General features: G+C 36.3%; 16 protein-coding genes. 7 read left to right on the top strand and 9 right to left on the bottom strand.

From position 1 onward, the window contains the following. The gene (locus D1953_RS05300) at positions 1-651 is read right to left on the bottom strand and encodes an ABC transporter permease (RefSeq protein ID WP_425454249.1); all 651 of its coding nucleotides are present in this window, start codon (positions 649-651) and stop codon (positions 1-3) included. 151 nt (positions 652-802) lie between these two features. After that, positions 803-1,417 (bottom strand): ABC transporter ATP-binding protein, encoded by a 615-nt coding sequence (locus D1953_RS05295; RefSeq protein ID WP_119116118.1) that lies wholly within the window; start codon positions 1,415-1,417, stop codon positions 803-805. Positions 1,418-1,546: 129 nt separating this feature from the next. Between D1953_RS05295 and D1953_RS05290 the strand changes: the two genes are divergently transcribed. Continuing rightward, entirely contained in the window at positions 1,547-2,359 is an 813-nt protein-coding gene (locus D1953_RS05290) for a thermonuclease family protein (protein ID WP_119116117.1), read from the top strand. Between the two features lie 55 nt (positions 2,360-2,414). Here D1953_RS05290 and D1953_RS05285 read toward each other — a convergent pair whose 3' ends face one another. After that, positions 2,415-2,609 carry an abortive phage infection protein gene (locus tag D1953_RS05285; protein ID WP_119116116.1) on the bottom strand — a complete coding sequence of 65 codons (195 nt, stop codon included), beginning with the start codon at positions 2,607-2,609 and terminating at the stop codon, positions 2,415-2,417. 323 nt (positions 2,610-2,932) lie between these two features. On the opposite strand from D1953_RS05285, the gene D1953_RS05280 reads away from it, so the two are divergent. Then, complete coding sequence (locus D1953_RS05280) at positions 2,933-3,109, top strand: YkvS family protein (RefSeq protein WP_119116115.1); 177 nt, start codon at positions 2,933-2,935, stop codon at positions 3,107-3,109. 196 nt (positions 3,110-3,305) lie between these two features. Beyond that, positions 3,306-3,974 carry a hypothetical protein gene (locus D1953_RS05275; protein ID WP_119116114.1) on the top strand — a complete coding sequence of 223 codons (669 nt, stop codon included), beginning with the start codon at positions 3,306-3,308 and terminating at the stop codon, positions 3,972-3,974. 46 nt (positions 3,975-4,020) lie between these two features. Here D1953_RS05275 and D1953_RS05270 read toward each other — a convergent pair whose 3' ends face one another. The 3 genes from D1953_RS05270 to D1953_RS05260 all read right to left on the bottom strand — a co-directional run bounded on the left by D1953_RS05270 (position 4,021) and on the right by D1953_RS05260 (position 7,615). Beyond that, entirely contained in the window at positions 4,021-5,055 is a 1,035-nt protein-coding gene (locus tag D1953_RS05270; protein WP_119116113.1) for a YkvI family membrane protein, read from the bottom strand. A 216-nt stretch (positions 5,056-5,271) separates the two neighbouring features. Beyond that, positions 5,272-6,966, bottom strand: coding sequence for a M3 family oligoendopeptidase (locus D1953_RS05265; RefSeq protein ID WP_119116112.1), 1,695 nt, complete (start codon positions 6,964-6,966; stop codon positions 5,272-5,274). Between the two features lie 211 nt (positions 6,967-7,177). After that, complete coding sequence (locus tag D1953_RS05260; RefSeq protein WP_119116111.1) at positions 7,178-7,615, bottom strand: MarR family winged helix-turn-helix transcriptional regulator; 438 nt, start codon at positions 7,613-7,615, stop codon at positions 7,178-7,180. 262 nt (positions 7,616-7,877) lie between these two features. Between D1953_RS05260 and D1953_RS05255 the strand changes: the two genes are divergently transcribed. Beyond that, entirely contained in the window at positions 7,878-9,098 is a 1,221-nt protein-coding gene (locus tag D1953_RS05255) for an MFS transporter (RefSeq protein WP_119116110.1), read from the top strand. Between the two features lie 59 nt (positions 9,099-9,157). After that, complete coding sequence (locus tag D1953_RS05250; protein ID WP_119116109.1) at positions 9,158-9,889, top strand: ZIP family metal transporter; 732 nt, start codon at positions 9,158-9,160, stop codon at positions 9,887-9,889. A gap of 55 nt (positions 9,890-9,944) precedes the next feature. On the opposite strand, the gene D1953_RS05245 is transcribed toward D1953_RS05250, so the two are convergent. Both D1953_RS05245 and D1953_RS05240 read right to left on the bottom strand, forming a co-directional pair. Beyond that, entirely contained in the window at positions 9,945-10,496 is a 552-nt protein-coding gene (locus D1953_RS05245) for a PilZ domain-containing protein (protein ID WP_119116108.1), read from the bottom strand. A gap of 126 nt (positions 10,497-10,622) precedes the next feature. Then, a complete protein-coding gene (locus D1953_RS05240) occupies positions 10,623-10,856 on the bottom strand; it encodes an aspartyl-phosphate phosphatase Spo0E family protein (RefSeq protein ID WP_119116107.1) in 234 nt (77 codons plus the stop codon). 396 nt (positions 10,857-11,252) lie between these two features. On the opposite strand from D1953_RS05240, the gene D1953_RS05235 reads away from it, so the two are divergent. Together D1953_RS05235 and D1953_RS05230 are read left to right on the top strand one after the other, a co-directional pair. Continuing rightward, positions 11,253-12,293: an acyltransferase family protein gene (locus tag D1953_RS05235; RefSeq protein ID WP_119116106.1), complete on the top strand. Its 1,041-nt coding sequence runs from the start codon at positions 11,253-11,255 to the stop codon at positions 12,291-12,293. A gap of 260 nt (positions 12,294-12,553) precedes the next feature. Then, positions 12,554-14,296, top strand: coding sequence for a B12-binding domain-containing radical SAM protein (locus D1953_RS05230; RefSeq protein WP_119116105.1), 1,743 nt, complete (start codon positions 12,554-12,556; stop codon positions 14,294-14,296). A gap of 48 nt (positions 14,297-14,344) precedes the next feature. Here the strand turns inward: D1953_RS05230 and D1953_RS05225 are convergent, their stop codons facing one another. Beyond that, positions 14,345-15,691: a TrkH family potassium uptake protein gene (locus D1953_RS05225; RefSeq protein WP_119116214.1), complete on the bottom strand. Its 1,347-nt coding sequence runs from the start codon at positions 15,689-15,691 to the stop codon at positions 14,345-14,347. Between the last annotated feature and the right edge of the window lie 251 nt (positions 15,692-15,942).

Below are 15,942 nucleotides of genomic sequence, written 5' to 3'. Positions count from 1 at the left end.
TTATAAATCTAATTGTGCATTCTTCGTAAAAAACACTTTATAGCTAAGCAAAATAAAGATAATAACGGTTAACGAGACACCGCCAAGCCCGCCTAAAATAACCGCAATTTGATATTCAATGGCCACTGTGGGACTAATTCCTGCAAGAATTTGTCCTGTCATCATACCGGGTAAAAAAACAATTCCCATCCCTAACATATTATTAATCGTCGGCAGAACAGCAGAATCAAACGCTTGATCAACATACTTCTTAACCGCTCTTTTAGGAGCAGCCCCCAGCATAAGCATCGCCTCAATTTTATCACGGTTGCTAGTTATTCCTTCATATAAATTTTTTAAAGCAAGCGTTAATCCCGTCATCGCACTACCTATAATCATCCCTGCTATTGGGATAACATAGCGCGGTTTATACCATGGTGTAAAATGAATGACAATGCCATTAAAGAATAATAGGGTAATAATCGGCCCTGTCATCATGCTGCATGCAATACACCACTTGATTTGTCGCTTAATTGGAAACTTCATTTGTTTAAAAATATTCATAATGGAAAAGATGGACATAGCTCCTAATATAGTAATCGTAATGACTGGATGTGGATCATTGAAAATATACGTTAACACATATCCTGCTATAAACAGTTGAATAGTCATCCGAAAAGTCGCAATAATAATTTCCCTTTCACGAGAAATCCCCCCGCCTTTTCACGATTACTAGTAAGATCACCACAAACACATATGCTGCACAAAGGCGCCAAAATTCAATATCAATGATACCGTTACTCTCCATACCTTCTTCACGCCCCTATCGTTTTTTCAGCATAATCGTTTGATCTGCACACTGCTCAACCAACTTTGTCGAATGCGTAATCATAATAACGCTCCCCCCTGCCTCCTTAACCTTTGCAAGAAAGCGCGTCATCACCTTTAATTCCGTTTCTTCATCTAAAGTAGCAGTCGGTTCATCCAACAGATACACTTCAGGTTGTAAAAGAAGAAGTCTTGCCAGTGCCACCCTTTGCTTTTCTCCACCAGAAAGTGTTTCGGAATCTTCCGATAACGCTTTCGGTAACTGTACAATCTCTAATACTTCTTCTAATTCGGCCAATGAGCAAGCAGGTCTTCCTGTAAGCTCTAACCCTACTTGAAGATTATGCTCAATCGTTCCTGGGAAAATCAAAGCTGTTTGTGACAGCATCGTTACCTTTCTGCGATAGGCAATGGGATCAAACTGTTCAATTGGTGTATCACGATACAAGATTTTTCCGCTATCAATATCTTTCATACGATTCAACAGCCGTAATAACGTCGTTTTTCCTGCCCCGCTTTCCCCTACAAGACAAGTGACAACGCCCGACTTCACTTCAAGATAATCTAGGTTAATAATATCTTTATAAACGACCTTTTCTAAAACAAACATCTCTCCGTATGCCCCTTTACTTTTCCCCTTCATTTAACTACACTATAACTTTAGTAAGAATATATGTTTTCTTTCTGTATCTTAATTCAATCATCAGAAATGTACAACCAATATAAATGGAGGTTCCTTATGTTACAATCCTATTTAAAATCTATCCTACTTGTATGTGTGAGTATCCTTTTACTCACCGCTTGTAGTGAAACAGAAACAATAGAAGAAAAAACAGAGAACGCAACAGCACAACAAATTAACTCTCCAAGCAAAGAAGAAACCGTTCAAGAAAAGAAAGGAAGCACCTTCACCGCAGAAATCGTTAAAGTCATCGATGGAGATACCGTGAAAATTAAGCTGCCAAACGGCAACAAAGAAACGGTCCGCTTACTTCTTATCGACACACCGGAAACCGTTCATCCATCCAAAGCTGTTCAACCTTTTGGTCCAGAAGCAAGTCAATTTTCAAAAGAATTAATGCCTCCTGGTTCTAAAGTAGAAGTTGAAACCGGCATTAGTGAACGAGATAAATACGGACGCTTACTTGCCTACTTTTATGTAGATGGCAAAATGGTCAACAAGATGCTGCTTGAAAAAGGACTTGCACGAGTAGCCTATGTGTATGCTCCAAATACAAAATATTTAGATGAACTAGAAGCCGTACAGAAAGAAGCCCAAAAGAAAGCAATTGGCATTTGGTCCATCGAAAATTATGTAACATCAAAAGGATTTAATGATTCAGTTGCAGATACAAAAGACAAAAAGCAAAAAGAGCCTACTGTTAATGAACAAACTTGTGAAAACCCAACTATTAAAGGAAATATTAATTCAAAAGGAGATAAAATCTATCATCTCCCTTCCGGTGCAAACTACGATGTAACAAAAGCAGAAGAAATGTTTTGTACCGAAGAAGAAGCAAAAGCAGCTGGTTTCCGTCCATCACAACGCTAAAACAGCAGCTAAAAACAAAGTAAACGGCCAGCTCTCTATAAGCCGGCCGTTTACCTTAACTACGCGGTTCATCTAAATATGTATAAACGACTTCCCCATTATGCTTCGCTTCTCCACGAAAATGTTTAAAATCTTCTCGCTTCACAAGCTGTTGTCGAAACGTCATGAAGTGCTCCTTTGTTACTTTATACTCCTGAATATCCCGATTCGCTAATTGATTAAGAATTGTTTGTACGTCTTGTTCGTTCATTGGATATACCACCATTCCTTTATCCTTTTCTTATAGGTTCTGTTAAATAACATTGTTCTAAAAACCTTTTTCATTGTAGCACATGTCCACTCCTAAAATATTTTTTGAATTTTTTGTAATTTTTTCTACTATTTTCTTTACGAACCTAAAAAAATAGTGCAAACTGTATAGTAAACTATTTATCTTCGTCAAATGAATAGTGTTTTTAATCCACCTCGCAATCGACTCTTAAATAATTTTGTAGTCGACAGACCAAAACAGCATATACATAGTTTAACCCTCTTTTTTGGTCCATTAATCTGAACTATGGAAGGATGATCGCAATGAAAAAAGCAGAAGTAGGTAATATTATTGAATTTCGCGAAGGTTTACAAGGAATCGTTGAGAAAGTAAATGAAAACTCTGTCATTGTCGATGTGACCTATATGGACAATTATCGAGATTTAGATCTTGAACAAAGAACAGTTGTCAACCATAAAAACTATACAATCATTAAATAATTTCCCAGTATACAACACAACAGTTGTACATCCCTCAACTTTGTAGATAAGAATGTCTAATTTGTGGCATTTGTGCTTATATTTACACATTCCTATAACTCCTTTCTAAAAGAAACGGCTATAATAGAAGGGACCTGTCGGAAATATTCTTGCTCATAAACACAATAGACATTTCAGAAAGTTGAGGGAAAACAGTATGACAAAATGGACATCAATCTTATCAGGAGTTGCTGTAGCAACATTAGTATTAACAGGATGCGGCACAACAGATAAAGACGAAGTAAAAGAACCAACAAACGAAGAAGTAAACGAACAGCAAAATGGTTCATCACAAGCTGAAGAAACAAATGACAACCAAAATGGCTCTTCAGAAAATGAGGAGACAAATGAAGAACAATCCAACGAAGCACACGTCATGGAAAAAAATTTAAAGTATACGTTAAACAAGGAAAGCAAAGAAGAAACAGCTTTTTTAAAAACGAGCGACAACCAACCATTTAACATGTACGTACTTCCGGAATTTGAATTAAGCTCTGAAGAACCTGGAAAAGATCTCGTTTTTTTATCTGAAAATGATGCCATTTCGATGCGTATTGAGCTATTACCAGAAGGTACAGATTTAGTAGAGACAGAAAAATATATGAAAACGTACCTTAGCAGTATTTCAGAATCAATTTCTGATCCGAAGCTCCAGATTGAAAATGGTGTCGGTTATGAAGTAGTGACACCAGACGATGAAGTCGTTACCTCCGTTTTAATCAAAAATGAGAAGGCTCCTGTTCTTCTTACAATGTTTACAACAAAAGAAGATGATTATCGAAGTGCCTTTTTAGAGATGGCAAAAACGATTCTTGCAAAAAAATAAAACAACGATAAGAGAAAGGCGCAAATAGCTCCTTTCTCTTGTCTATTCATTCAACTTTACTTCGCCAAACAAGCACTAAGAAAAGTAAACTGATGTACCCAAACAGTGGATATAAATAGCCAATTAATCTCCCATAGCCTACCTCACTAATAAAAAAGGCAATCATAAACAAGAGAAGAATTATACAAATACTTGGCACTTTCCAAAATCCACTAATTTGTCGTTCTAAACCAAATATATTTCCAATAACTGATGTGAAAATTTCCCCGTAGATCACAAGAATAAATACCCAATATAAAGTCTCTCCTGCTGATTTCATAATAATAGCGGAAGGAATTTCATAATCCGCTATATTAGGCAAAGTCATTAAAGCAAAATGACCCGATAACAAAATAATAGTGAGAAAGATTCCTCCAAGCATGCCGCCGCGCTTAATGGTTGCCTGATCTTGAACTTCATAGGCAATGGGCACAAGTACCGCTTGCGCCAGTGCTAAATTAAAAGCTGTATACGAAAAAGGAGAAACTAACACCTTTACCGTTATTCCTGTTTCTGGTATATGTAATAACGATTCAAAAAAACGCCCGTTTCCAATCGTTAACACACATAAGAGTACACTAAAACTAATCATGATTGGCACAACAAATGAATTAATAGCAAATAATCCCTGCGTTCCAAATATTAGAACTGCGATTGCAAGCACAATCGTTAACCAAACACCAGTATGTTTGGACATTCCTAACTGTTCCTCAAAGACAGCTCCTGCTCCAGAAAGCATCACAGCACTAACCCCTACCAGCATCGTTAAAAATAACAAATTAATAAGAGAAGCAATCTTTTTACCGAATAAATATTCATTAAACTCCTCATAAGAAGCCGCATGAATTCGAGAAGAAATAAGCATCATTTTTGTTCCTATAAAGATAAATAAATAACCTGCTATTAAAATCCCTAAAAAGCCGTATAGGCCGTATTGGGTAAAAAATTCAACAATTTCCTTTCCAGTTGCAAAACCGGCACCTACAATGGTTCCAACATAAACCGCGGCAATCTGAAAAACTCCTGCCCACCGTGACAACATCCCTTCGCCTCCTTATCCCATCTATATGTGTAGAAAAGGCGTTTTAGACAAGCTTATTACGGATTTTGCGAAAAGAAGGTGCGCTCCCCCTTTAGCTATGAGAATGGGCAGATATTATTCTCTATTTAAGACTCTATTATCGAACTCTGTTGGTTATCATAAAGTAAAACCTCCATCAATAAAAAAAGCTAATCGCGTAGATTAGCTTTTCCCTGCTTATAGAGCCTTGTCATCAACGGTTGCTAACCACGTATCAATAGTAGCAACAACCTCTTGAACAGTTCCATCTTCAAATGGTGATTTTAAGTTAGCTGCCTCAACAAGACCAAGAAATGAGCGACTGCCGCCTAAATCGCATAAATGTAAATAATCGTCCCAAGCGGTACGATCTCCTTCTATAGCTCGTTTCCAAAATTGAAACGCACAAATTTGCGCGAGCGTATAGTCAATATAATAGAAAGGCGAATTATAAATATGTGCTTGACGCTGCCAAAAGCCACCCTTTTCTAAAAAAGGATTACCATCATAATCACGGTGCGGCAAATATTTTTTCTCAATCTGTCTCCATGCTTGCTTTCTTTCATCTGGTGTTGCCTCAGGGTTCTCATATACAAAATGCTGAAACTCATCGACAGCTACACCGTATGGCAAAAACACTAACGCAGAGCTTAAATGAGAAAACTTATATTTATCGGTATCTTCCTTAAAGAATAATTCCATCCACGGCCAAGTTAAAAACTCCATACTCATTGAATGAATTTCACATGCCTCATAAGTAGGCCAATAATATTCAGGAATATCTTGCAAGCGACTTCGATAGACCTGGAAGGCGTGCCCTGCTTCATGCGTTAATACATCGATATCCCCAGATGTACCATTGAAATTTGAGAAAATATACGGAGCTTTGTAATCCTCAATAAATGTACAATACCCACCGCTTTCTTTTCCTTTTTTCGCAACTAAATCCATCAACTCATTGTCTACCATAAAGTCAAAAAACTCTTTCGTTTCTGCAGAAAGCTCACTATACATTTTTTTACCGTTCTCAATAATCCAATGAGCATTTCCCTTTGGTGTTGCGTTTCCTGTTTTAAATTCAAAGTTTTCATCAAAAAACTTTAAAGTCTCAACACCGATACGCTCTTGTTGACGTTTCTTTAAACGGCTTACATGGGGCACGATAACTTCCTCCACTTGCTTCCGAAACTTAGCAACCATTTCCGCGTTGTAATCTGTTCGGGCCATACGGTAATATCCAAGCTCCACAAAATTCTTATACCCAAGCTTCGTCGCTATTTCATGACGTACTTTTACGAGCTCATCAAAAATTTGATCAAGCTTTGCATCATTGGATGCTAAAAACTGATAATACGCATCACTTGCACTCTTCCGCAGCTCGCGATTCGGCGACTCCATAAATGGCTGTAATTGAGCAAGCGTACGCTCCTCTCCTTCAAATTCGATTTTCGCTGAAGCAATAAGTTGTGAATATTCACTAGACAGCTTATTTTCCTTTTGCAATAACGGAATAACCGTTGGCGAAAACGTTTTTAACTGAGCTTCTGCTAGTTTGAACAGCTGAGGCCCCCACTTAGCTTCAAGCTCTTTCCTAAATGGAGAACGTACCAGCTCTTCATAAAACAACGATGTTACTTCTTCCATCTCTGGAGCGAACTCATCTAAATAGTCATTTTCTACTTTGTAAAATTCATCGTGTGTATTAATGGAATGACGAATGTGAGCAATATTAAACATTGTGCCCACAGAATTACGCATTTGATTAATGTCTTGTACGGCTTCTATTTGTTCATCCGCATTCTTTGCTTTTTTAAACCTCTCCATAGCGGAAGAAAATAGCTCTTTCACTTCCCCTATTTGTGGACGTTTATACTCGTATTCCATAAATGTCATGCCCGCACTCCCTTTTCTTTCATAATATATACCCCTAGTGTATAACCTCCCTGTAAGCATAGCATATTATCCGACATTGGAAATCTTTTCTCCTATCATTAAAAAAATGTTGAAGATCATCTATGTAAGATAACAGATTTATGCAACAAACATGTTTAATCCAACAAAAAGAACACCTCTTGTATAAGGTGTTCTTCAGTCCATCTATTTATTAAGATTGCACGCCATAACCAATCTTCTTAATTAATTCAATTGCTGTTTCTTTTTCTTCTGGAGTCAACGCACTCATAATATCATCAATTCTTTTTTCGTGTTCAGGGAACATCCCCTCAATAAATGCTTTTCCTTTTTCCGTAATTTGTGCAAACGTAACACGACGATCATCTTTACATGCAACACGAATTAAATATTCTTTTTGCTCTAATTTATCCACAACATATGTGATACTACCGCTCGCAAGCAAAATTTTTCCTCCTATTTGCTGCAGTGGTTGATCTCCTTTATGATAAAGCAATTCTAACACAGCAAATTCAGTAGGATTTAGCCCATGTTCAGCGATGTGTTTATTTACGATATCATTGATAGAGCGATGTGCTCGCGATAACACAATAAACAGTTTTAAAGAACGCTGAATACTATCTTTCTCCATTACTTCACAACCTTTAAATATTTTTAATTAAAATATCTCGAATTTAAATGATTGTAATATATTTCTCTTTCTTTGTCAAATTCACCTATTAAACACTAGGCTATTGTTTCTTTATACAGTTTGATATACTAAGAAACAGCACAGTAAATTCATACCAATAAATCTTCACGTGCTTCCCATGATTCAGCATAAACCTTTATATCATCCATCTTCCTTTATTAAAAGGAAAGAAAAATACATAAATGAAGGAGCTAGAAGTATCATGAACACGGCGACAACTAGTCAAAAAACAACCAAACAAAGTCAAGAAATGACATTACGTGTGTTACTCATCATTGGCTTATGCCATTTATTAAATGATTCACTACAAGCTGTTGTTCCAGCTATGTTTCCAATTTTAGAAAAGACGATGTCTCTTAGTTATACCCAATTAGGTATGATCGCGTTCACTTTAAACATCGTGTCTTCTCTCTTACAACCTGCCGTCGGTTTTTATACAGATAAAAAACCGATTCCCTATGCCCTTCCCATTGGACTGACAAGCACGTTAATAGGAGTTACATTGCTAGCCATTGCACCTACTTATTCTATCATTTTATGTGCGGTACTGCTAATGGGATTTGGCTCTGCTATTTTTCATCCAGAAGGCTCACGCGTTGCTTTTATGGCAGGGGGGCAAAGACGTGGACTTGCTCAGTCCATTTATCAAGTAGGAGGCAACAGCGGTCAGGCATTAGCTCCACTTATTACAGCCCTTATACTAGTTCCATTCGGACAAAAAGGAGCTCTTTCGTTTACACCTATTGCCTTTCTTGCTGTCATGCTATTACTGTATATTGCGAATTGGTATGCACATAAACTGGTAGAATTTAAACCGAAGACAAAGGCAGTACAGACGCACAACAAAGCATTAACGAAAAAAGTGTCCATCGCATTAAGTATCGTATTATTTATCATTTTTGCTCGTTCTTGGTATATTTCTTGTATGACCAACTTTTATAGTTTTTATTTAATTGAGCAATATGGATTTCCGATTAAGACAGCACAGCTTTTTCTTTTTGCCTTTTTAGCAGCTGGAGCCATCGGTACGTTTTTTGGTGGGCCATTCGCTGACCGTTTCGGCCGAAAAAATATCATTCTTTATTCCTTTATTTTGAGCGCGCCATTAACGATTCTATTACCATTTGTATCATCTACTATAGCCTTTATCTTGTTACTAATCATCGGCTTTATTATTATGACAAGTTTTTCTGTAACGGTGATTTTCGCACAAGAATTATTTCCTGGAAAAGTTGGCACAATGGCTGGTCTAACCGTTGGATTTGCTTTTGGAATGGGAGCTGTCGGCTCTGTTGCTTTAGGAGCAATCGCAGACGTAATGGGGATTATTACGATGATTAAAATCGTTAGTTTTCTGCCGATTTTAGGTATTATAGCAATCATTCTTCCTTCAGATGACCTATTAAAAAAATGGTATGCATAACCTTTTTCTAACTTTTGTATACTTTCAATAGATTATCTAAATGAAGTAAGGAGTACGATATGAGTGAAATATTAATAGGCAGCATTTTATCTGCCCTTTCAACCGGAGTCGGCGCTTTACCGATTCTATTTCTTAAAAACACAATCAGCCATCGCTTTCGAGATACATTGCTTGCCTTTACAGCAGGCATTATGATGGCTGCTTCCATTATGAGTTTAATTCCTGAATCATTAGCAAATGGAAGCTACATTCAGCTTGTTATTGGCATTTTCCTTGGCGTGCTAACATTAACATTACTTGAAAAAAACATTCCACATATGGATCTAGACCATAACAAGAGCGGAATTGAATTCGATGAGAAAGCATTGCTAATCGTTACAGCCATTACCCTTCATAACATCCCAGAAGGTTTATCGGTAGGTGTAAGCTATGCTTCGGATTCAGCTTCGGAAACAGGGAATTTAATTGCTTTTGCAATCGGCTTACAAAATGCCCCTGAAGGCTTATTAGTTGCCTTATTTCTATTTAATCAAAAAATTAGTAAGCTAAAAGCATTCATTATCGCAACCTTAACAGGATCGATTGAAATTGTTACTTCCTTATTAGGATATTATTTAACCTCTTACATTACTTTTTTAGTACCATACGGCTTAGCATTCGCAGCAGGAGCTATGTTATTTATTATCTATAAAGAATTAATTCCTGAAAGTCACGGTGACGGGAATGAGCAATCCTCAACATATTCCTTTATTATTGGATTACTTTTTATGATTCTTTTACTAGAAATCTAAACAAAATAAATGGCTGACTCGATGATTATAGGGGGTCAGCCTTCTTTAGCAGCGTCTATACGTCTTCTAACTTTGTAAGTTGCTGTTTTAAAATATACCGTCGAATCGGAAATAAAGTCCCTTCCCTACTATTAATAAACTGACATCCATAACGAAAACCATCTTCGGTTTCTTGTACATGTTGAATCATTACTTCCAGATGATTCATAGTCTCCTCCATCATAAACGATATTTTGTATGGCCTATGCGCCGAGAGCTTACGCGCACAAAAAAAGCCTAGTCCCGTAATACTCACATCCAAAACAGTAACAGGTATTTCTTTTTGCTCTGATTGTATATAAGCACGTATTTCACAACAGGTACGAACGGCTTTTCTACGTTCCCTTAAATTTAACTGATCAAACCAAGGGATATATAGGTATAAATTATGTTGTTGTTTTTTTATAATTTTTGTATCAAACTTTTGATCATTAACTACACAAGCAACAGAATCCCCAGCATGAAACTCTTTTGAATCCTTAATAATTACATTCATTAGCTCCCCTTCAACTGAGAAAAGAGCAGCCTGCGTAACTTCTTGATTCTTCAATAATTGTATAAACTCCATACCATCTTCCTTTGTTCCATCGTGATGCTTTTTATTATACCAAACAATGCAACCTTTTTTGAGAAAATTTACCCAAAAGATATTTCTAATTTGTCTACCTGTTATATTCCTTGTATACAGGTCGGTTTACCCACAATCATGCCCAATAACCAAACTCTCTTTCACTTTTACTTTCACTTTCACAGCTAAATGATGCTGTAAAATCAAATATTCATTAATTAATAAATCCAATTCTTGACTTGAACGAACCGTCGGCTCACCATTCATTCCATACACTCGGGCCAGTTCCATCATCTCTATTCTCTTTATATTTATTTCAGCCGAGACTTCTCTCGGGCTCCTTAATTTTTTCAACTTCATAGTAATTGGCCTGATCCCCCTATTAATTATAGTCTCTATAATTAACTAGTATTACAAATTAAACAATATATGTAAATAGATTCGCAAAATAAGACAAAACTTTTCATTTTATGCTGTACAAACAAACGAACAAAGAAATAATTTTTGACATTTTCTGTAGGTTTTCATATAAATTAAAAGGAACCAATAAACTAGATTCTGTCAATTAGTAGCATCCCTTTAACCTTTAATATAAGCCAGATTACCATCATTACGTCCGATTTTCTTATACTAGCACTACATGAAAGAATTCCTAGTTGCATCATCATATCGATAGAGCTATGATTATTTAGTGAAAAACCAGACCGAAATACAATAATTACCAAAAGGATTCTATTACACTTTTAAGGAGGGGCTATGCGACATCGCGATACTTATTTTGACAATGCAAAATTTATTTTGATAGCTTTTGTTGTTTTTGGACATTTGCTTAATTCATATATTTATGAAAGTGAGATTATTCAAGCCTTATATAAAACAATCTATTCTTTTCATATGCCAGCCTTCATCCTTGTATCAGGATTATTTGCTAAAGGCTTTTATGAAAAAGGATATATCTTAAAAATCACAAAAAAATTAATTCTACCTTATATCATCTTCCAAGTGATTTATACGGTTTACTATTATTATTTATATCAGCGTTCATCATTATCGGTTGACTTACTTGACCCGCAATGGTCTTTATGGTTTTTAATCAGCTTATTTTGCTGGAACATTATGTTACTCGGTTTCGCAAAACTTCCCCCTTCTATAGGCATTATTTTATCAATTATTATTGCCTTATTAGTCGGGTATATCGATTCGATTTCCAATTATTTAAGTTTATCGAGAACATTTGTGTTCTTCCCACTATTCTTAATTGGCTATCATATTAGTAAAGAGAACTTAAAGAAGCTAACGAAACCAAGTATTCGAATGACATCGTTTTTAATCATGTTGTTTGTTTTCATCGGTTTTTATGTATATCCCGATATTAATTATAAATGGTTGCTCGGTTCTAAGCCTTATTCAGAACTTGAAGAAGCAACGATTATTTCCATGTTTAAGCGGCTTGGCTTTTATGGTTTAAGTTTAATTATGGTATTTGGTTTCTTATCGTTAATTCCTCGTGGAAAATACTTTTTCACAAACTGGGGAAAACAAACTCTTTATGTATATTTACTCCACGGTTTCTTTATTAAATTCTTCCGTGAAAGTGAATTTCATAATTACTTTAATAATACAGAGTATTTCATCATACTCGTTGCCATTTCGTTTGTATTAACGATTATTCTTTCAAGCAACCTTGTAGGGTCATTTGCTCAACCAATGATTGAATTAAAGCTATCTCGATTTAAACAATTCAGGCAACATCCCAAAGCTGAACGAACAAAACAGCATGAATCAACAACACATTAAGCATCTCTACGGAGGTGCTTTTTATATTAGGCTATGTTAATAGACATTGATGCAATTTTCCGCTTAAAAGAGCCAAAAATAAACAACGTTTTTTAATGAAGTCTAATCATAAAATTTCACATAACTATTCGTTGTACGAGTGTAGGATGCAAGATTCATTTTTCAATCTCGTGCTGCTATGTTAAAATAAATGATTAGTGACTTAATTTATACAAGTGATTGTTTACGAAGGAGGCATTGCGTGTACACGCATTGTAATTATGAATACAATTATTACGACATTAAATGCAAAATATATCCATACATCTCTATCCATTCGCTATTTAAAAGCTTATGCAGAACCTGATTTTTCTGTTCAATTAGCTGAATATACGATTAAAGATCCTATCATGAACATTGTTGGTGACTTACATGCGAAGAAGCCAGATGTCATTGGCTTTAGCTGTTACATTTGGAATATTGAAGAAACGATGAAAGTCGTAGCCATGTTAAAGAAGATCAATCCAAATTTATGTATCGTTCTCGGTGGACCTGAAGTAACGTACGATGTTAGTGAATGGCTCGATCTTATTCCTGATGCGGATTTCATCGTTATTGGTGAAGGAGAAATAACCTTTAAAGAATTATTAACAGAACTAAGCGGTGAAAGAAACTTCAAAAGAATTGGCGGAATTGCCTACCGTCAAGATGGAAAGAAAATCATTCAGCCACAGATTGGAAAAATTGATTTAAAGACGTTACCATCACCGTATCGTTTTGAAGAAGATCGAGAGGCGCTTTCAAAACGTGTCGTCTATATTGAAACGAGCCGTGGCTGTCCGTTTAACTGTCAATTCTGTTTATCTTCTATTGAAGTGGGCGTCCGCTATTTTGATCGCGAGAAAATTAAAGCAGATATTCGCTACCTAATGGAGCACGGTGCCAAAACAATTAAGTTTGTCGACAGAACCTTTAATATTAGCCGAAGCTATGCAATGGAAATGTTCCAATTCCTAATAGACGAGCATCGACCAGGAACAGTTTTTCAGTTTGAAATCACAGCCGATATTATGAGACCGGAAGTAATTCAGTTCTTAAATGACCATGCACCAGCAGGGCTTTTCCGCTTTGAAATTGGTGTACAATCCACCAATGATCAAACAAATGATCTTGTCCAACGAAGACAAAATTTTGAAAAGCTGACAAGAACCGTGACAATGGTGAAGGAAGGGCAAAAGATTGATCAGCATCTCGATTTAATTGCTGGTTTACCTGAAGAGGATTATTACTCTTTCCAAAAGACCTTTGATGACGTATTTGCACTAAGACCAGAGGAACTACAACTAGGCTTTTTAAAAATGCTGCGCGGAACAGGGTTGCGTATTCGCGCTAATGAACACGATTATATATACAGCGACCATGCCCCTTACGAAATTCTTGGTAATAATGTGCTATCGTTCGATGATATTGTACGTATTAAACAAGTGGAAGATGTATTAGAAAAATATTGGAATGATCACCGGATGGACTATACGATTGAGTATTTAATTCAGAATACATTCCCCTCTCCATTCGATTTCTTCCAACAGTTCGGGACGTATTGGGATGAAAAAGGATGGTCTCGAATCGGACATCAATTGGAAGACTTATTCCGTCGCTTACAGCAATTTTTAGCGACGAAAGACGAGATTGAAACAGATTTTGTTACCGGATTAATGAAATATGACTATTTAAACAGTCAGAAGTATAAACCGCGAAAAACTTGGTGGGAACCTTCTCAAAAGCAAGAACGTAACTGGATATACGAAGAAATTCTAGCAGATTCAACAAAGTTAGGTGAACAGTTTGCTTCCCTGCAATTAAATGAAAAAGATTTGCGTAAGCATACAATGATTGAAGAACTTCCATTTGATTTAAATACGTATTTAACTACAGGTAAAATGATGCGCCACTCCTCTGTTATGGTTGCTTATTTTGATCCTAGCGGAAAAGGCTCCACCATCTATTCATATACAACTAATTGATGAACAAAACCCCTTTTCATCCAGACTGATGAAAAGGGGTTTCTTTGCTTATCCTGTAATCACTCGTTCTTTTGGATAATGATAATTTTCCGTTACTTCTTTACGCCCTACACTGAATAATAAAGATGTAATCCCTACTCTACCAATAAACATCAAAATCATCAGAAGACCTTTCCCAAATTCACTTAATTCAGGCGTAATTCCTAAAGACAAACCGACTGTCCCGAAAGCAGAGCATACTTCAAAAACAATCGCAGTTAACGTAAAATCTTCCGTAATCATTAAAATAAAAATACTGCTAATGCTGAGAAGTAAACCAACAATGAATACAGCCATCGCTTTAAAAATATCATCAGGATGAATCTCTCTCTCAAACACCTTAATCGACCGTCGACCTCGCGCAAAGTTCCATACAAATAAAAGAAGAATGGCGACAGTCGTCGTCCGAATTCCCCCTCCAACAGAACTAGGGGAAGCACCAATAAACATCAGCAAACTGAGGAGTAATAAGGTAGGCTCCGAAAAAGCTGTAATATCCATCGTGGTAAGCCCTGCACTTCTCGTTGTAGTAGACATAAATAAGGAATAAAATAAATACTCATGCCAACTTTTATCTTGCAAGAAACCATTCCACTCCATTAATAAAATAAATAAAGTACCAGCAACTACTAGTCCAAAAAATGTAATGGAAGTTAACTTTGTAAACAAAGAAAATCGAAACTTAAATGTGCGTTTTCTTGACGTAAAAAATTCTCTTAATTCGATTAAAACAGGAAAACCAATTGCTCCCGAAATCAGTAAAATCATGACGACTGTTTGAACAAAATAATCATGTTGATACGGAACCATAGAAATCCCCGTAATGTCAAAACCGGCATTTGTCGTTGCACTAATGGACATAAACAAACCATCTAGCATCGCGCTTCCTAAGTCTGGCTCATATTTGAGAAACCATATTCCAAGAATAAGTGCACCTATAAATTCAATCACCAAAAAGATTTCAATAATTTGTTTTAATAATTTAACAGCACCTGATAATTGCATCTGATTTTGATCGGCCATAATTAATTGACGTTCTTTTAAACCGATTTTCTTGCCTACGATAAGCCAGAAGAAGGTTCCTAACGTCATAATCCCAATTCCGCCAAATTGGAGAACAAACATCAAGATAAAATAACCCGGAACCGTAAGCACTTCCGATACGTTAACAACCGATAATCCCGTTACACTAACGGCACTCACTGCCGTGAATAAGGCATCACTAAAGCTATATTCCACTTCTGGCCGAATCGCAATTGGGAGGCTAAGCAATCCTGTAGAAATACTAACGGCAATAAAGTAATACCCAATAATAAGCTGAGCAGGAGAAAGCCTAGCCAATATTTTTTTAAACATAGTCATCTACACGTTCCCGTTCCTCTCATTCTGTTGACATTCTCTTCAAACGTATGTAAAATACAGCTCTACTCGGTCAAACATCCTCTTTGTAGGATGCTGATCCTGGATCGAAATTATCAATTCTTGTCAAGCCATGAATCTCCCGTACCATTAACTTATTGAATTAAAATAATTTCTTAACCTAGTGTACCCGTTTTTCAACCATTTTCCAATCCTTCTCGGCTTATTCCATTCCTTCAACTATACGG

The sequence above is a fragment of the Peribacillus asahii genome (genome assembly GCF_003570725.1).
GTDB lineage: Bacteria > Bacillota > Bacilli > Bacillales > DSM-1321 > Peribacillus > Peribacillus asahii.
Note: the sequence above shows the minus strand (reverse complement) of the source record. Positions and strands in the feature narration are given on the sequence as shown.